Annotated in this window: 12 protein-coding genes; 8 read left to right on the top strand and 4 right to left on the bottom strand. The window is 31.2% G+C overall.

Going from position 1 to position 18928, the window contains the following annotated elements; translation table 11 throughout:
• Window positions 1-242 precede the first annotated feature (242 nt).
• The 3 genes from ACZ49Z_RS14360 (at window position 243) to ACZ49Z_RS14350 (ending at window position 3726) form a co-directional block, all read left to right on the top strand.
• Complete coding sequence (locus tag ACZ49Z_RS14360; protein ID WP_464304996.1) at window positions 243-1421, top strand: acetyl-CoA C-acyltransferase; 1179 nt, start codon at window positions 243-245, stop codon at window positions 1419-1421.
• A 31-nt stretch (window positions 1422-1452) separates the two neighbouring features.
• The gene (locus tag ACZ49Z_RS14355) at window positions 1453-2214 is read left to right on the top strand and encodes a C40 family peptidase (protein WP_464304995.1); all 762 of its coding nucleotides are present in this window, start codon (window positions 1453-1455) and stop codon (window positions 2212-2214) included.
• 150 nt (window positions 2215-2364) lie between these two features.
• Complete coding sequence (locus tag ACZ49Z_RS14350) at window positions 2365-3726, top strand: transposase family protein (protein WP_464304430.1); 1362 nt, start codon at window positions 2365-2367, stop codon at window positions 3724-3726.
• Window positions 3727-3920: 194 nt separating this feature from the next.
• Here the strand turns inward: ACZ49Z_RS14350 and ACZ49Z_RS14345 are convergent, their stop codons facing one another.
• Together ACZ49Z_RS14345 and gyrA are read right to left on the bottom strand one after the other, a co-directional pair.
• Window positions 3921-5021: a hypothetical protein gene (locus tag ACZ49Z_RS14345; protein ID WP_464304994.1), complete on the bottom strand. Its 1101-nt coding sequence runs from the start codon at window positions 5019-5021 to the stop codon at window positions 3921-3923.
• 67 nt (window positions 5022-5088) lie between these two features.
• Entirely contained in the window at window positions 5089-7632 is a 2544-nt protein-coding gene (gene gyrA / locus ACZ49Z_RS14340; protein WP_464304993.1) for a DNA gyrase subunit A, read from the bottom strand.
• A gap of 258 nt (window positions 7633-7890) precedes the next feature.
• Between gyrA and ACZ49Z_RS14335 the strand changes: the two genes are divergently transcribed.
• Genes ACZ49Z_RS14335 through ACZ49Z_RS14320 form a run of 4 tightly spaced genes read left to right on the top strand, consistent with a single transcriptional unit; the run spans window position 7891 to window position 12628 of the window.
• On the top strand, window positions 7891-10437 hold the full coding sequence (locus ACZ49Z_RS14335; RefSeq protein WP_464304992.1) for an ATP-dependent Clp protease ATP-binding subunit: 2547 nt from the start codon (window positions 7891-7893) through the stop codon (window positions 10435-10437).
• Between the two features lie 50 nt (window positions 10438-10487).
• Window positions 10488-11855 (top strand): 30S ribosomal protein S6--L-glutamate ligase, encoded by a 1368-nt coding sequence (rimK, locus tag ACZ49Z_RS14330; RefSeq protein ID WP_464304991.1) that lies wholly within the window; start codon window positions 10488-10490, stop codon window positions 11853-11855.
• Window positions 11846-12238, top strand: coding sequence for a hypothetical protein (locus ACZ49Z_RS14325; protein WP_464304990.1), 393 nt, complete (start codon window positions 11846-11848; stop codon window positions 12236-12238). Before rimK ends, ACZ49Z_RS14325 begins: the two co-directional genes overlap by 10 nt.
• Window positions 12239-12250: 12 nt before the next feature.
• Entirely contained in the window at window positions 12251-12628 is a 378-nt protein-coding gene (locus ACZ49Z_RS14320) for a DUF1304 domain-containing protein (protein WP_464304989.1), read from the top strand.
• A gap of 218 nt (window positions 12629-12846) precedes the next feature.
• Here ACZ49Z_RS14320 and ACZ49Z_RS14315 read toward each other — a convergent pair whose 3' ends face one another.
• A complete protein-coding gene (locus tag ACZ49Z_RS14315; protein ID WP_464304430.1) occupies window positions 12847-14208 on the bottom strand; it encodes a transposase family protein in 1362 nt (453 codons plus the stop codon).
• Window positions 14209-14393: 185 nt separating this feature from the next.
• Window positions 14394-15902: a histidine ammonia-lyase gene (gene hutH, locus ACZ49Z_RS14310; RefSeq protein ID WP_464304988.1), complete on the bottom strand. Its 1509-nt coding sequence runs from the start codon at window positions 15900-15902 to the stop codon at window positions 14394-14396.
• Window positions 15903-16470: 568 nt separating this feature from the next.
• Between hutH and thrA the strand changes: the two genes are divergently transcribed.
• A complete protein-coding gene (thrA, locus tag ACZ49Z_RS14305; protein WP_464304987.1) occupies window positions 16471-18918 on the top strand; it encodes a bifunctional aspartate kinase/homoserine dehydrogenase I in 2448 nt (815 codons plus the stop codon).
• The last annotated feature ends 10 nt before the right edge of the window (window positions 18919-18928 follow it).

Below are 18928 nucleotides of genomic sequence, written 5' to 3'. Positions count from 1 at the left end.
AACTTATCCTTTTTTGCGATTGCAAATGTATAACATTTTATTACTTTACACAACATTTATTTAATAATTTTCTTCTATTTTTTATATATTTCTACTAATCAACTACATACATAAAAACTTTTTTTTTATAAAATAACAAAGTACATAGTGATATTGTATATTTTTAATCCTAAAATTAAAATTCGTTCATAATTACCAATAAAAATAGTAAATTCGCAATTCAATCTTAAAAACATAATGTAATGAATAAAAAAGTTGTAATAGTTTCTGCTGTAAGAACACCAATTGGAAGTTTCATGGGAGCGTTATCGACTGTACCAGCTACTAAATTAGGAGCAACTGCAATAAAAGGAGCCCTAGATAAAATTAATCTAGATCCTAAGGAAGTAAACGAAGTACTAATGGGTAATGTTGTTCAAGCTGGAAACGGACAGGCTCCTGCAAGACAAGCTGCTATCTACGCAGGTATTCCAGACACTGTAGCATGTACAACAATCAATAAAGTTTGTGCAAGTGGTATGAAAGCAGTTATGCAAGGTGCACAAGCCATTATGTGCGGAGATGCCGATGTTGTTGTAGCGGGTGGAATGGAAAACATGAGTTTAATACCGCATTATGTACACATGAGAAATGGTGTTAAATTTGGACCAACTTCCTTAGTAGATGGCATGCAAAAAGACGGTTTAGTTGACGCATATGACAATCAAGCTATGGGAACTTGTGCCGATTTGTGTGCTTCAGAACACAAAATAACAAGAGAAGAACAAGACAACTTTGCTATTCAATCATACAAAAGATCAGCATCAGCATGGGATGCCGGCAAATTCGATGCTGAAATAGTTCCTGTTGAAGTTCCACAAAGACGTGGAGATGCTATTATAGTTTCAAAAGACGAAGAATATACTAACGTAAAACTAGAAAAAATACCAACATTATCTGCCGTTTTCACCAAAGAAGGAACTGTAACGGCTGCTAATGCTTCTACAATTAATGATGGTGCTGCCGCATTAATTTTAATGAGTGAAGAAAAAGCAAATGCATTAGGTTTAAAACCTTTAGCTTATATAAAATCTTATGCAGATGCTGCTCATGAACCAAAATGGTTTACTACAGCACCCGCAAAGGCTTTACCTATAGCATTAGCTAAAGCAAATCTTTCAATTTCAGATATAGATTATTTCGAATTTAATGAAGCTTTTTCTGTTGTAGGCTTAGCAAATGCTAAAATATTAAATATAGACACCAATAAAATAAACATTAATGGAGGTGCAGTTTCATTAGGACATCCATTAGGTTGTTCAGGAGCTAGAATCATTGTTACTCTATTAAATGTTCTTTCACAAAACAACGCCAAGCTTGGTGCGGCTGCAATTTGCAATGGCGGTGGTGGTGCTTCTGCTATAGTCATTGAAAAAGCATAAATAAATCTATTATTAACGCAACTACTATTAAATGTTTGGAATTTCTAACTTAGCAATTGTACCAATTCGTCTTGAGCCATCAGATAGAAGTGAACAAGTGTCGCAATTACTATTTGGTGACCATTTTAAAATTTTAGAACAATTGGATAATAAATGGACCAAGATTGAAACAGCGTTTGACAATTACGAAGGATGGATTAACAACAAACAATATATTAACATAAATGAAGAACAATTTCTTACTTTAGAAAAAGATGAAACTATTCTTAATGGTGACTTAATTGAATATGTAACAACTACAAACAATCAATTAATCCCCATACCACTAGGAAGCTGTGTTACTTTTATTGAAAACAAAATAGTAGATAAAATTGGTGTTTTTGACGGATTAAAATTATCCGGCAAAAAAAACAAATCAAATATTATCATCACAGCGTTAATGTATCTTAACACACCTTATTTATGGGGTGGAAAAACTCCATTCGGAATTGACTGCTCAGGTTTTACACAAATGGTTTACAAACTTAATGGCTATAAAATCTTGAGAGATGCTTCACAGCAATCCTCTCAAGGAGAAGCATTAAGCTTTATTGAAGAGAGTGAACCTGGTGATTTAGCTTTTTTTGATAATGATGAAGGAAACATTATCCATGTAGGCATCATGATGGAAAATAATTATATTATTCATGCCTCTGGAAAAGTAAGAATAGACCGGCTAGATCATTTAGGTATTTTTAATGCAGAGACAAATCGTCATACTCATAAGTTAAGAGTTATTAAAAAAATCATATAAAAAAAAGCTCCAATTGGAGCTTTTTTTTATATTGGCACATTCACAATTAAATAAATACTTGCTTATCAGTTATTTAATTTGTATTTTAGAAGAAACAAACCCCGAGAATGCTCAAAAAGAGTCAAAAACGGGGTTTTCTTTTAAATATGTATGTCAAAAATAATACGAATAAGTGAATTTCAGCACAAATTGCCTTTAAATATTATCAATGAAGATTTTAATGTTTTTTATGAGCAATTTCTAAAGTCTGATTTAGGTAAAATTCATCTAGCTACACCTTTTTCAGAACTTTCTCAAAGTTTTAAATTGAAAGCGTGCAAAAAAGGTCCAGATTGCATTTTTAGTACTAAAGGTAAGATTGCCTTGATGATGCTAAAAAACTATTATGGTTGTTCTGATGCTAAACTAATCGAGTTGTTAAACGGAAATGTTTACATGCAATACTTTTGTGATATTGTATTACCTCTAGATTCCCCGCTTACAAATTTTAAAATAGTTAGCCAAATAAGAATGGAATTAGCCAAAAAATTAGATGTTCGAAAAGTTCAAGAAACATTAGCTAAAAGCTGGCTACCTTATATGAATGATTTAGACAAAGTCTTGATAGATGCCACTTGTTATGAGAGTGAGTTGCGTTTTCCTACCAATGAGAAACTACTTTGGGAATGTATTGTGTGGAATTACAATCAAATGAAATCATTATGTGGAATTTTAAAAATAAAACTTCCAAGAACCAAATATATTGATTGGTGTAAACGCTACAATGAGTATTCTAGAAAAAGAAAAAAAACAGCAAAGCAACGAACAAAAATGACTCGTGGTCTTCTGAAATTATTATATAAACTTAATGGAGAATTGAGTAAAATTGAAAATCAATATTCCTTTGAGCCAACCACAAAATACAGCAAACAACGCAGAATAATCCGTCTTATTTACCAACAACAATCAAAAATTTTTGCAACAGGAAAAAGCGTTCCCGATAGAATTGTTAGCATAAATAAAAGTTATATTCGCCCAATTGTGCGTGGTAAAGAAGTAAAACAAGTAGAATTTGGAGCAAAAGTAAATAAAATTCAAATTGATGGAATCAATTTTATAGAACATATAGAATACCGTGCCTTTAACGAAGGAACTCGATTTCAAAACAGTATATTTTGCGCACAAAATCTAACTAAAACTAAAGTAAGAATTACTGGAGCTGATGCTATTTATGCCACAAATAAAAACAGAACTTTTTCGTCCACAAATAACATACAAACAGACTTTGTTAGAAAAGGAAAAGCTGGAAAACACGAAGAGCATAGAAAGAAGCTAGCCTCAGAAATTAAAAAAGAAAGAGCTACTCGATTAGAAGGTAGTTTTGGCAAAGAAAAAGAGCACTATAATTTACGAAAGATAAAAGCTAGAACCAAGAAAAGTGAAATGCTTTGGATTTTTTTCGGAATACATACAGCTAATGCTAAAGAAATAGGAAGAAGAATTTACAAAAATCAAACACAACTAGCAGCGTAAAGTATTCAAAAAAATACTTTATAGGAAAAGTGCGTCTTGTTGAGAAATATCAAATTTAAAAATCATAAAAACATATAATTTTTACTACAAAATAAAAAACCTCAATTATATTAATATGAATTGAGGTTTTTATTTAAAGTATTTTTCAAAAAATCTTGTTACTTCTGAATTTGCCTATATTCAATGTCTTAAAATTATTTAACAATTTTTTCTTTCATACCTAAAACATCATAACACATATTCATTAATTTTTTAGAATCTACATCTGTCGGTAAAATTTGATATGCTTTTTCAAAAAATGGTAAAGCATTTTTAAATATTCCTTTTCTTTTCAACATTAACAAATCATATTTATTTTTATCATCTAAGTTAGCATTGATTTCATCTACAATTGCCTTATCATCTGCTAAAGCTTTATACCCTAAATTAAAATAAAATTTAACCTCATCATTTTTTAAATCTGCATCATCTGGAAACAAATTTCTTGCCTCTGCATATACTTTTTTAGTTTTTTCAACATCACCATTTTCTTGAACTAAAGCCGCATATGTTTTATAAACCGAAGGTTTTTTGGAAGACATCTTTACATCTCTAGGTCTATCATAAAGCTTTGTTCCTAAAGACTTCAATCTCTCCTCATTAGTCTCAAAAAAATATTCTTGATCATTTCCTACACTTTTAGCATAATACTCAACTCCTTTATTCAAGTAATCACTGTCCAAAAATTCTTTATACCTTTTCTCAGCTAATTTATAATCTTCAGATTGAAAAGCAGTAATTGCTGCATTTTCTAAAGCTCTTCCCTTATTTACTTTATCAAAACGGTATAAAGTATAAAACATTTCGCTTGCTTTCTTATAATCATTTTGCTCATTATATTTATAGGCAATATCCGTAATATTACTTGCCGCAATTCTCTTTTGAATAGTTAACAACTCATGAAAATCTTTATCTTCAGATTTTTGTTCAAGTACAATTATCTCGTCTAATAAACTTCCATACTTTTCAATATATTCTGGTGAAAATAATTTTATTTTATCATTCATTGTAGCTGCTTCTCCTTTAGACACAAATTCTACAAATGGATATGCAGTTTTATAAAAATCTGAATATATTTTATCTGATTTTTCTTTAGCTAAATATTCTAATGATATCATCGCTACATTATACTTCTCTAAATCTCTCTCTGAAATTTTATCTTTAGAATAAATTTTCTTCAGTGTTTTTAATTCGTCTTTTTGTGCAAAAGTAGCTAATGTTAATAGCAATGCTACTCCTAAAAAAATTGATCTCATTTTGTTAAATTATTTTTATTTGTTGTTTCAAAATAAAGCCCAAAACTAATTTTGGGCTTTATTTAATTTATTCATTAGTTCCTACAGTATCAGTGGAATCAAATTCCGTGCCATTGATTTCTCTTTCATCATCAACATCAGATTCCTCCTCTCTTAACACCTTTGCTACAGCAGCAATTGAATCTTTACCTTTTAGATTAATCAAACGAACACCTTGAGTTGCTCTTCCCATAACCCTCAAGTCTGAAATTTCCATTCGTATCGTTAATCCAGATTTGTTTATAATCATTAAATCATCTTCGTCAGTGACAGCATTGACTGAGATTAATTGACCTGTTTTTTCAGTAATATTTAAAGTTTTAACTCCTTTTCCACCACGGTTTGTAACACGATACACATCTTCTCCATCATCATCTACTAACTTAGTTCGTTTTCCATAACCATTTTCAGTAACAACAAGAATTTGAGATTCATTAACATGTTTTTCATCAATTGAAACCATACCAATAACTTCGTCATTTTCATTTGCAAGTGTAATACCTCGAACACCAGAGGCTGTTCTACCCATTGGTCGAGTTTTACTTTCTTCGAAACGGACTAATTTACCAGATTTAACAGCAATTAATACTTGACTATTACCATTTGTTAGTTTAGCTTCTAATAATTCGTCATCTTCTTTAATTGTAATTGCATTAATTCCATTTTGACGTGGTCGAGAATATTGCTCTAAAGGAGTCTTCTTAACTTGACCTTTTTTAGTAGCCATAATCACATAATGATTATTAATATATTCCTCATTCTTCAAATCTTGCGTACAAATAAAAGCTTTAACCTTATCATCAGACTCAATATTAATCAAATTCTGTATCGCTCTTCCTTTACTAGCTTTTGTTCCTTCCGGAATTTCAAAAACCCTCATCCAATAGCATTTTCCTTTTTGAGTAAAATACATTAAATATTGATGATTTGTAGCTACAAATAAATGTTCTAAGAAATCTTGATCTCTAGTTGCAGCGCTTTTCTGTCCTACTCCTCCTCTATTTTGAGTTTTGTATTCCGTTAATGAAGTACGCTTAATATAACCTGCGTGAGATATCGTTACTACAACTTGTTCATCGGCAATTAAATCTTCAATACTAACATCTCCTCCTGCATATTCTATTTTAGAACGTCTTTCGTCTCCGTATTTTTCTTTAATTTCAGATAATTCAGTTTTTATAAGCTCCATTCGCAATTCTTTGCTTGCTAATAAATCTTTTAATCCTTGAATTATTTTCATTATTTCATCATACTCTGCTCTTAATTTATCCTGTTCAAGACCTGTTAGTTGACGTAAACGCATTTCAACGATAGCTCTAGCCTGAATTTCAGATAATTCAAATCTTTCAATCAACTTCGCTCTAGCTTCTTCACCATCTTTAGAAGAACGGATTAACGCAATTACTTCATCAATATTATCTGATGCAATAATTAATCCTTCTAAAATATGAGCTCTTTCTTCTGCTTTTCTTAATTCATATTGCGCTCTTCTAATAACTACTTCGTGACGGTGTTCCACAAAATGATAAATTAAATCTTTTAAATTTAACATTTCAGGTCTACCTTTCACTAAGGCAATATTATTTACACTAAATGAAGATTGTAATTGAGTATATTTATATAAGGTATTCAAAACTACATTAGGAACAGCATCTCTTTTTAATTCATAAACGATACGCATACCATTTCTATCCGATTCATCACGAATAGTAGCAATACCTTCTATTTTCTTATCATTAACTAAATCAGCCGTTTTCTTAATCATATCGGCTTTGTTAACCTGATAAGGGATTTCAGTTACAATAATAGCTTCCCTTCCATTAGACTCTTCGAAACCAGCTTTTGCACGCATAACGATACGTCCTCTTCCTGTTTTAAAAGCTTCTCTAACCCCATCATATCCATATATAATACCACCAGTAGGAAAATCAGGAGCTTTCACATATTGCATCAATTCATCGATCTCAATTTCATTATTATCGATATATGCTAAAGTTCCATCAATAACTTCAGAAATATTATGAGGAGGCATATTAGTTGCCATACCTACTGCAATACCAGAAGCCCCATTTATTAATAATGTTGGCACTTTAGTTGGTAATACCTTAGGTTCTTCAAGAGAGTCATCGAAATTCAATTGAAAATCAACTGTTTCTTTTTCTATATCTGCTAACATATCTTCTGATATCTTACGCATTCTTGCCTCTGTATAACGCATTGCAGCAGGACTATCTCCATCTACAGATCCAAAGTTACCTTGTCCGTCAACCATTAAGTAACGCAAACTCCATTCTTGAGCCATACGCACCATTGCGTCATATACTGATGTGTCTCCATGCGGATGGTATTTTCCCAATACTTCTCCAACAATCCTTGCAGACTTCTTATAAGCACTATTAGATTTAATACCTAACTCATGCATTCCAAATAATACTCTTCGATGTACTGGTTTTAATCCGTCTCTAACATCTGGAAGCGCCCTTGATACAATTACCGACATTGAATAATCAATGTAGGCAGATTTCATTTCATCTTCAATGTTAATAGGAATTAATTTTTCTCCTTCAGACATAAGTATTTAAATTAAAATTATATTCTTTTTATTAAACGTGCCAAGATACGGTTTTTTATAGTTTTGATTTTAACTTTTATAGATAAATTTGAAAGATTTATTAACAATTTAATATTAAAAAAATCATTATAAACTTTTCTCCCTAGATTTTTTTTTTTCATTTTTTTTTTGTCAATTAGCATATAGAATCTGAAAAGGGCATATTTTTTGCTTATTCTCTCATATCTTAGTATATTTACACCTACAATTTAGAATAAAATGGACGATAATTTTTCACCAAGAGTAAAAGATGTTATTTCTTACAGCAAAGAAGAAGCTTTACGATTAGGACATGACTATATAGGTACAGAGCACTTAATGTTGGGGCTTCTTAGAGAAGGTCAAGGCAGAGCTATGGCTATACTTAATAATTTAACCATTGATTTCGACCATTTAAGAAGAAAAGTAGAAATTTTAAGCCCTGCTAGCCCTGTAGGAACTCAAAATAACGAAAAAAAGAACTTACACTTAACTCGTCAGGCAGAAAGAGCCTTAAAGACTACATTCCTAGAAGCAAAATTATACAATAGTTCTTCTATCAGTACGGCTCATTTATTATTATGTATTTTAAGAAATGAAAATGACCCTACAACAAAATTATTAAACAAACTAAAAATAGATTATGAATCTGTAAAAGATCAATATACAGCTATGATTACAAACGAAAACGATTATATAGAAAATCTTCCAAAAGCAGAATTTAATGATGATGCTAGTCATGAAGAAAGTGCTAGAGATGGTGGTTTTAGTACTCCTCCTCCTGGAAACAAAACAAATAAAAAGTCTAAAACACCTGTTTTAGACAATTTTGGTCGTGACTTAACTGAAATGGCCGAAGAAGGTAAATTAGACCCCGTTGTAGGTCGCGAAAAAGAAATTGAAAGAGTTTCTCAAATTTTAAGTAGGAGAAAGAAAAATAATCCATTATTAATTGGAGAACCTGGTGTTGGAAAATCTGCTATTGCTGAAGGACTAGCTCTGCGAATAGTAAAGAAAAAGGTATCTCGAATTTTATTCAATAAACGCGTTGTTACCTTAGATTTAGCAAGCTTGGTTGCTGGAACTAAATACCGTGGACAATTTGAAGAAAGAATGAAAGCAGTGATGAACGAACTTGAAAAGAATGACGATATTATTCTTTTTATAGACGAAATTCACACTATAGTCGGTGCTGGTGGAGCTACAGGTTCCTTAGACGCATCGAACATGTTTAAACCTGCATTAGCAAGAGGAGAAATTCAATGTGTTGGTGCGACAACTTTAGATGAATATCGTCAATATATTGAGAAAGATGGAGCCTTGGAAAGACGTTTTCAAAAAGTAATAATTGAACCAACATCTGTAGATGAAACAATTACAATATTAAACAACATTAAAGGTAAATATGAAGATCATCATAATGTTACCTATACAGATGAAGCAATAGAAGCCTGTGTAAAGCTTACCAATAGATATATGACTGAAAGATTCCTTCCAGACAAAGCTATTGATGCTTTAGACGAAGCAGGATCTAGAGTACATATAACAAATATTGATGTTCCAAAACAAATATTAGAACTTGAACGTCAATTAGAAGAAGTACGTGAAAACAAAAATACTGTAGTAAAAAAACAGAAATATGAAGAAGCCGCTAAACTAAGGGACGATGAAAAACGCATTGAAAAAGACTTAGCTATAGCTCAAGAACAATGGGAAGAAGATGCTAAAAATAATCGTGTTACTGTAACAGAAGACAATGTGGCAGATGTTGTTTCAATGATGACAGGAATTCCCGTAAATAGGATTGCACAAACTGAAAGTAATAAATTAGCAAAATTACCAGAACTCATTAAAGGAAAAGTAATTGGTCAAAATACTGCTGTTGAAAAAATTGCAAAAGCAATTCAAAGGAATAGAGCTGGCTTAAAAGACCCAAACAAACCAATTGGTTCATTTATCTTTTTAGGTCAAACGGGAGTTGGTAAAACACAATTAGCAAAAGTATTGGCAAGAGAACTTTTTGACTCAGAAGATGCTTTAGTACGTATTGACATGAGTGAATATATGGAAAAATTCGCTATTTCAAGACTAGTTGGTGCACCTCCTGGATATGTTGGGTATGAAGAAGGTGGACAATTAACTGAAAAAGTAAGAAGAAAACCATATTGTGTAGTTTTACTAGATGAAATTGAAAAAGCACATCCAGATGTTTTCAACATGATGCTTCAAGTTTTAGATGATGGACACCTAACGGATAGCTTAGGGAGAAAAATTGATTTTAGAAACACTATTATCATAATGACATCTAATGTTGGAGCAAGACAATTGAAAGATTTTGGTCAAGGAGTAGGTTTTGGAACTACTGCAAGAGCAAACCAAGTAGACGAACACTCTAAAGGTGTGATTGAAAACGCACTAAAAAAAGCATTCGCTCCTGAATTTCTAAACAGAATTGATGACGTTATCGTGTTCAACACTCTTGAGAAAGAAGATATTGATTTAATCATTGATATTGAAATGGATAAATTATACCTTCGTGTTAAAGATTTAGGCTATAATTTGAAGCTTTCTGAAAAAGCAAAAGATTATATTGCTGACAAAGGGTTCGATAAACAGTTTGGTGCTAGACCACTAAAAAGGGCCATTCAAAAATATGTAGAAGACGCTCTTGCTGAAGAAATAATTACTTCAAAAATACAAGAGGGAGATCAAATTTTTATGGATCTTAATGAAGCCTCCAACGAATTAACAATAGAAATAATAAAATCTGAAAAACCTACTAATTAGTAGGTTTTCTTTTCTTTAAAGCACATTCAAAAAATATAAAATATAAAAAGATGCAAGACAAAGTAATAGTTGGTAGTGAAGAATGGTGTTCTTTCCCTACACTAGGGATTCCAACAATTAAAGCACGTGTTGACTCAGGAGCTAAAACATCTGCTTTACATGCAACAAATATAAAACCGTTTCAAAAAGATGGTGATGACTGGGTGAAGTTCGATATAAACCCCATTCAGAATAATGCTAAAACTGTTATTCATTGTGAAGCAAAATTAGTAGATCAAAGAATTGTAAAAAGTTCTAGTGGTTTTCGAGAAAAAAGATTTGTTATTAAAACACACCTTGAAATTGGAGGCAAAAAATGGGACGTAGAATTAACACTTACTAATAGAGACTCTATGGGGTTTCGAATGCTTTTAGGTAGGGAAGCAATGTCTGGAAGAGTATTAGTTGATCCAGAAAAAAAATTCTTACTAGGACAACCAAGTAATGAAAAGTTAAAGGAATTTTATTATGACAATTCTAATGTAAAAAAAGGATTAAGAATAGGACTTCTCGCAAGCAATCCAGATTTGTATAGCAATAAAAGAATTATTGAAGCAGGAGAATTAAGAGGCCATGAAATGCATTTTTTAAATTTAAAATATTGCTACATGAAGCTTGATGCTGATACTCCTGAAATACATTATCGTGGTGGTAAAATTTTAAATGATTTTGATGCAGTAATTCCAAGGATACGACCAAGTATGACTTATTATGGTTGTGCATTAACACGACAATTTGAAGCTCTAAAAGTATTCGCTTTAAACAATGCTTCTGCTATTACACAATCCAGAGATAAACTGTTTTCACTTCAATTATTATTAAATAATGGTGTAGATATTCCTACTACAGGATTTGCAAATTCACCTTTAGACACAGACGACCTAATTAAAATGGTTGGTGGTTCACCATTAATTGTGAAACTATTAGAAGGAACACAAGGAAAAGGAGTTGTATTAGCAGAAACTAAGAAAGCAGCAGAATCAGTAATTAATGCTTTCAAAAGCCTAAATGCAAACATATTAGTACAAGAATTCATCAAAGAAGCAAATGGAAAAGATTTACGTCTTTTTGTTGTTGATGGAAAAGTAGTTGCAGCTATGCAAAGAGAAGCTGCTCCTGGAGAGTTTAGAGCAAACATACATATGGGCGGTTCTGCTTCAGTTGTAAAAGTAACACCAGAAGAGAAAAAAATTGCCATTAGAGCTGCAAAAGCCATGGACTTAAAAGTAGCAGGAGTAGATATTATTCGCTCAAGTAAAGGACCATTATTATTAGAAGTCAACTCCTCACCTGGTCTTGAAGGTATTGAAGGAGCAACTCAAAAGGACATTGCGGGAGAAATGATTAAAGCGATTGAAAAAAACTTTAAATGGAAATAAATGTGAACAAAATTATAACCATAATTATTTTCTTCTTCAGTTTTATCAATATTAGCCTATCTCAACACTGTAAAGATTTCAGAAATGGTAAATTTAAACTTCAGGACAATCAACTAGGTGTCACTTACATAATTGAAAGAAAAGGAAATATTCAAACAGAAAGAAAAATAGGAGAAAATTTTACTCTTGATTTTGAGGTAAAATGGATTGACGAATGCACTTATAAATTAAAAACAACAAAAAGAACTGCTAAGTTTTTAAAAATAGATTATGAATTAGTAGTAGAGATTAAAAAAATTAATGGAGTTTTTTTAGAATTAGAAATGCATATGAAAAATGATCCATCCACCAAATTAACAACTATTGTTGAACAAATTGATTAAACAACTTGAATTATGACACTTCCAATTTTTACACAAACCATTATCATTTTTGTAGCAATACTACATCTTTATTTTCTTTGGTTAGAAATGTTTGCTTGGACCACAAAAGCCCCTAAAGTTTTTAAAAATTTTCCAAAAGAACTTTTCCCTAAAACTAAAACAATGGCTGCCAATCAAGGGCTATATAATGGTTTTTTAGCAGCTGGCTTACTCTGGTCGTTAACCATTAGAAACCCTGCTTGGAGTCATAAAATAGCAGTTTTCTTTCTAAGTTGTGTTTTAATAGCTGGAATATATGGTGCATTAACTGTTTCTAAAAAAATATTTTTCATTCAAGGTTTACCTGCGTTTATAGGTTTGCTATTACTTTTAAGAATAACTGCTTCTTGAAAAAAAACACAAATGAAATGCGCTTCAAAATCAAAAATAATTAGGCAAATTCAGAAGTAACAAGATTTTTTGAAAAATACTTTAAATAAAAACCTCAATTCATATTAATATAATTGAGGTTTTTTATTTTGTAGTAAAAATTATATGTTTTTATGATTTTTAAATTTGATATTTCTCAACAAGACGCACTTTTCCTATAAAGTATTTTTTTGAATACTTTACGCTGCTAGTTGTGTTTGATTTTTGTAAATTCTTCTTCCTATTTCTTTAGCATTAGCTGTATGTATTCCGAAAAAAATCCAAAGCATTTCACTTTTCTTGGTTCTAGCTTTTATCTTTCGTAAATTATAGTGCTCTTTTTCTTTGCCAAAACTACCTTCTAATCGAGTAGCTCTTTCTTTTTTAATTTCTGAGGCTAGCTTCTTTCTATGCTCTTCGTGTTTTCCAGCTTTTCCTTTTCTAACAAAGTCTGTTTGTATGTTATTTGTGGACGAAAAAGTTCTGTTTTTATTTGTGGCATAAATAGCATCAGCTCCAGTAATTCTTACTTTAGTTTTAGTTAGATTTTGTGCGCAAAATATACTGTTTTGAAATCGAGTTCCTTCGTTAAAGGCACGGTATTCTATATGTTCTATAAAATTGATTCCATCAATTTGAATTTTATTTACTTTTGCTCCAAATTCTACTTGTTTTACTTCTTTACCACGCACAATTGGGCGAATATAACTTTTATTTATGCTAACAATTCTATCGGGAACGCTTTTTCCTGTTGCAAAAATTTTTGATTGTTGTTGGTAAATAAGACGGATTATTCTGCGTTGTTTGCTGTATTTTGTGGTTGGCTCAAAGGAATATTGATTTTCAATTTTACTCAATTCTCCATTAAGTTTATATAATAATTTCAGAAGACCACGAGTCATTTTTGTTCGTTGCTTTGCTGTTTTTTTTCTTTTTCTAGAATACTCATTGTAGCGTTTACACCAATCAATATATTTGGTTCTTGGAAGTTTTATTTTTAAAATGCCACATAATGATTTCATTTGATTATAATTCCACACAATACATTCCCAAAGTAGTTTCTCATTGGTAGGAAAACGCAACTCACTCTCATAACAAGTGGCATCTATCAAGACTTTGTCTAAATCATTCATATAAGGTAGCCAGCTTTTAGCTAATGTTTCTTGAACTTTTCGAACATCTAATTTTTTGGCTAATTCCATTCTTATTTGGCTAACTATTTTAAAATTTGTAAGCGGGGAATCTAGAGGTAATACAATATCACAAAAGTATTGCATGTAAACATTTCCGTTTAACAACTCGATTAGTTTAGCATCAGAACAACCATAATAGTTTTTTAGCATCATCAAGGCAATCTTACCTTTAGTACTAAAAATGCAATCTGGACCTTTTTTGCACGCTTTCAATTTAAAACTTTGAGAAAGTTCTGAAAAAGGTGTAGCTAGATGAATTTTACCTAAATCAGACTTTAGAAATTGCTCATAAAAAACATTAAAATCTTCATTGATAATATTTAAAGGCAATTTGTGCTGAAATTCACTTATTCGTATTATTTTTGACATACATATTTAAAAGAAAACCCCGTTTTTGACTCTTTTTGAGCATTCTCGGGGTTTATTTCTTCTAAAATACAAATTAAATAACTGATAAGCAAGTATTTATTTAATTGTGAATGTGCCTAATTAGACACAAAAAAGACAAAAGCAGGTAAAACCACTTTTGTCTTTTTTATTAAATCCTCATAGTATTACCCAAAAACTTCCTCATCAATTTGGAAGCTCCTTAAAAAATCAATAGATTTTTCAATATCATAGTGTAAAATTCTATCTTCACTAACAAATGACACTTCATCGCGATACGATTTTATAAACATTTCTATAAAGTCACTTGATTTCAAAGGTCTTCTAAACTCTAAAGCCTGGGAAGCGTTTAACAATTCTATTGCTAAAATTCGTTCCAAATTATCTACAATTCTCAATGTTTTTGTTGCTGCATTTGCTCCCATACTCACATGATCTTCTTGACCATTACTTGACACTATACTGTCTATACTTGAAGGAGTAGCTAATTGTTTGTTTTGACTCACAATACTTGCTGCTGTATATTGCGGAATCATAAACCCAGAATTCAGACCTGGATCACTTACTAGGAAAGCTGGCAACTCTCTCAATCCAGAAATTAATTGATACGTTCTTCTTTCTGAAATACTTCCTAATTCTGCTAAAGCAATACCTAAGAAATCTAATGCAAGGGCAAGTGGCTGTCCATGAAAATTACCTCCTGAAATGATCTTATCTTCCCCTACAAAAATATTAGGATTATCAGTAACCGAATTAATTTCTGTCTTAAAGACTTTTTTCACATATCCAATTGTATCTTTACTTGCACCATGTACCTGTGGTATACATCTGAACGAATAGGGATCTTGAACATGTTTTTTCTCTTGTTCAATAATTTCACTACCATCCAAGATTTCATTCATTCTCTGTGCCGTTTCTACTTGACCTTTATGTGGGCGAATTAAATGAATCAAATCTGTGAATGGTTCTAATCTTCCATCAAAACCTTCTAAAGAAATTGCTCCAATAACATCTGCTAAATAGGACAACTTATTCGATTTAATTAATACATAAACTCCATAGGCACTCATAAATTGAGTTCCGTTTAACAAAGCCAAACCTTCTTTAGATTGCAATGAAATTGTATTCCACCCCATAGCTTCTAACATTTTAGAAGCAGGTTGTCTAAATCCATCTTTATACACTTCTCCTTCACCAATTAAAGGTAGTGCTAAATGCGCTAAAGGAGCTAAATCTCCACTTGCTCCTAAAGAACCTTGAGTATAAATAACTGGTAATATATCATTATTGTAAAATGCAATCAGCCTTTCTACAGTTTCTAATTGAACTCCAGAGTGACCATAACTTAAAGATTGTATCTTTAGTAAAAGCATTATTTTAACAATTTCTAAAGGCACTTCTTCTCCAGTACCACAAGCATGAGATTTCACTAAATTATCTTGCAGCTTTGATAAATTCTCATTAGAAATCTTAACATTACAAAGCGAACCAAAACCAGTATTTATTCCATAAATTGGTCTTTCATTAGATTGTAATTTCTCATCTAAATAGGTTCTACATTTAACAATATTTGCTCTTGCTTCCTCTGATAGTTCTAACTTTAGACCTTTAGAAATAATTTCATTAATCTTTTCTATTGATACTAAATCTGAACTTATATAATGTACTGTTTCCATTTCTTAAAAAAATTTAATGCCAAAATTCCGTAAACAATTGTTAAGAAACAACATTTTTAACTACTATTTTTAGTTAAACCCAAATTACGCATTAGACTATGTTATGAGAGAAATAGATGCAAAATAGTTGCGAGGTACAGAAGTTTTCACCCACAAATGTTGCATTAGCTACATAGAGGACGTAAAACGAAGTACTGAAGCAAATATAAAGTAGCTATTTTTCCTAATAGAATTCAAATGCTTAATTTGAGTTAAATAATAATAGAAAACCAACCAACAAAAAAAATAATTAAACAAAATCACAATTTTTTATTCAATTACTAACATATACGCTTTTATATTAATAATTTTGTTCTATATTTGCCCTATGTTTAATAACAAAAGAACATATTCTTCTATAAATACAACCAAAACTTTGGTTGTGTCTTTTGTTATAACCACAACATCTACAATCATTACTATTACCCCATAAGGGGTATATTCATTACATATAATCCAGTATTATATATTTTTCTTTCGAAAAGTATATTTCTTAGCATATTTTTTTTTCAAAAAACAAACAAATAAAATGATTGTATTAAAATTTGGTGGCACATCTGTAGCCAACGCCCAAAATATTTCAAAAGTAATAAACATTGTTGCAAACAAATCTCAAGAAAATAACCTTATAGTTGTAGTCTCTGCACTTAGTGGTATAACAGATTTGCTACAACTAACAGCTAGTACAGCAGCAAATAAACAAGCAGAATATACGCAATTAATCACAAAAATTGCTTCAAAACATCATGAAGTAATAGAAGAATTAATAGTTTCAAAAAATCAAGAAGAATTAAAAAAAATTGTAAATAACGAAATCCAACAACTCAAAACATTATTAGATGGTTGCTATTTACTAAATGAATTAACACCAAAAACCTTAGACCGAATTTTAAGCTTTGGAGAATTATTATCTTCACAAATCATTAGTTATGCATTAAAAAACAAGGGAAATAATTGTTGTTATATTGACAGTAGGGAAATAATCAAAACAAATGATAATTTTGGAAAAGCTGTTGTCAACTTTAATAAAACGAAAGAACTATTTACATCTGTTTTAGAAAAACAAAAAGAAACTATCCTATTATTTCCAGGTTTTGTTGCTTCAACAAATAATGACGAAACAACAACACTGGGACGTGGTGGCTCAGATTATACAGCCTCTATCCTAGCCTATTGCAGCAATGCAAGCGCTTTAGAAATTTGGACCGATGTAAACGGAATGTTTACTGCTAATCCAAAATTAGTAAAACAAGCGAAACCAATTGATAATTTATCGTATCAAGAAGCCATGGAACTGTCTCATTTTGGTGCAAAAGTACTTTATCCTCCAACTATTCAACCTGTGTTAAACGTTAAAATTCCAATTTTAATTAAAAACACGTTTGAACCAAACGAAGAAGGCACCTATATTTCCGATCAAAGCACTTCAAATGGAAATCCAGTAAAAGGAATATCTCATATTGAAGCAATTACATTATTAACATTGGAAGGATCTGGAATGATCGGTATTACTGGATCATCAAAACGCTTATTTGAAACATTATCACAACATAATATAAATGTAATTTTTATAACACAAGCATCATCAGAACATTCAATATGTATCGGTATATCAAATAGTGATGCTGAAAAAGCAAAAGCAGCAATAGATACTACATTCGAAATAGAAATTTCTCAAAAAAAAATAGACGCTTGTAGTCTAGAAAAAGATCTTTGCATTATTGCTTTGGTTGGTGAGAACATGAAAAATCACCAAGGATTAAGTGGTAAAATGTTTAGCACATTAGGAAAAAACAATGTTAATATTAGAGCCATAGCACAAGGAGCATCAGAAAGAAACATCTCGGCAGTAATTAACAAAAACGACATTAAAAAAGCATTGAATGCATTGCACGAACGCTTTTTCGAAGACAACACCAAACAACTCAACCTGTTTGTTATGGGTGTAGGCAATGTTGGAGAAAAATTCATAGATCAAATTCACCAGCAAAAAAAATTCCTAAAAGAAAATCTCAAAATGAATGTACGTGTTATTGCATTGTCTAATTCTCGAAAAATGATCTTCAACGAAGAAGGATTAGATCTTGTCAACTGGAAATCACAATTGAATGACTCCGAAGAAGCAAATACAAAAAAATTCATATCAGAAGTACAAAAACTCAATTTACGCAACAGTATCTTTGTTGACATCACCGCCAATAGTGATATTGCAAACATTTACAACCAATTTTTAGCACAAAGTATTGCAGTAGTTACTTGCAATAAAATAGCTTGTTCTTCAAAGTTTGAAAATTATCAAAACCTCAAGAACTTATCCCGAAAATACAACGCTCCTTTTCTTTTTGAAACCAATGTTGGAGCGGGCTTACCAATAATTGACACTCTGAAACATCTTATTGCTTCGGGCGACAAAGTGAACAAAATTCAAGCCGTATTATCAGGAAGTTTAAATTTCATTTTCAATAATTTCGATGAAAACAACTCTTTCCATGATGTAGTAAAAGAAGCCGGTATACAAGGTTTCACAGAACCCGATCCAAAAATAGATTTAAGCGGAATCGATGTGGCTCGAAAAATACTAATCCTTATTAGAGAAAGTGGTTATAAAATGGAAATTGAGAATATCGAAAACAAGTCCTTTTTACCTGTAGAATGCATGCAAACAACAAATAATGAAGCTTTTTTTGCTTCACTCATTAAACATGCTCCTCATTTTGAAAAACTTCTCAAAGAAGCAAAATCAAAAAACTGCAAACTTAAATATGTTGCAACTTTCGAGAAAGGAAAAGCAAGTGTCGGTCTTGAATTTATTCCACAAGACAGTCCTTTTTACAACTTAGAAGGTAAAGACAACATCGTTCAATTTTATACCGATAGATATGTAGAACAACCACTACTCATTAAAGGAGCTGGTGCAGGAGCAGCCGTAACAGCTTCAGGTATTTTCGCAGATGTTGTTAGAATTGGAAATGTATAAAAATCAGTAA

This window comes from Flavobacterium sp. KY-23415, assembly GCF_055384985.1.
This window is presented reverse-complemented; position numbering and strand designations above follow the sequence as displayed.

Coding starts and splice junctions, on each gene's coding strand:
- ACZ49Z_RS14360 (WP_464304996.1), top strand. CDS start 243: ATGAATAAAAAAGTTGTAATAGTTTCTGCTGTAAGAACACCAATTGGA.
- ACZ49Z_RS14355 (WP_464304995.1), top strand. CDS start 1,453: ATGTTTGGAATTTCTAACTTAGCAATTGTACCAATTCGTCTTGAGCCA.
- ACZ49Z_RS14350 (WP_464304430.1), top strand. CDS start 2,365: ATGTCAAAAATAATACGAATAAGTGAATTTCAGCACAAATTGCCTTTA.
- ACZ49Z_RS14345 (WP_464304994.1), bottom strand. CDS start 5,021: ATGAGATCAATTTTTTTAGGAGTAGCATTGCTATTAACATTAGCTACT.
- gyrA (WP_464304993.1), bottom strand. CDS start 7,632: ATGTCTGAAGGAGAAAAATTAATTCCTATTAACATTGAAGATGAAATG.
- ACZ49Z_RS14335 (WP_464304992.1), top strand. CDS start 7,891: ATGGACGATAATTTTTCACCAAGAGTAAAAGATGTTATTTCTTACAGC.
- rimK (WP_464304991.1), top strand. CDS start 10,488: ATGCAAGACAAAGTAATAGTTGGTAGTGAAGAATGGTGTTCTTTCCCT.
- ACZ49Z_RS14325 (WP_464304990.1), top strand. CDS start 11,846: ATGGAAATAAATGTGAACAAAATTATAACCATAATTATTTTCTTCTTC.
- ACZ49Z_RS14320 (WP_464304989.1), top strand. CDS start 12,251: ATGACACTTCCAATTTTTACACAAACCATTATCATTTTTGTAGCAATA.
- ACZ49Z_RS14315 (WP_464304430.1), bottom strand. CDS start 14,208: ATGTCAAAAATAATACGAATAAGTGAATTTCAGCACAAATTGCCTTTA.
- hutH (WP_464304988.1), bottom strand. CDS start 15,902: ATGGAAACAGTACATTATATAAGTTCAGATTTAGTATCAATAGAAAAG.
- thrA (WP_464304987.1), top strand. CDS start 16,471: ATGATTGTATTAAAATTTGGTGGCACATCTGTAGCCAACGCCCAAAAT.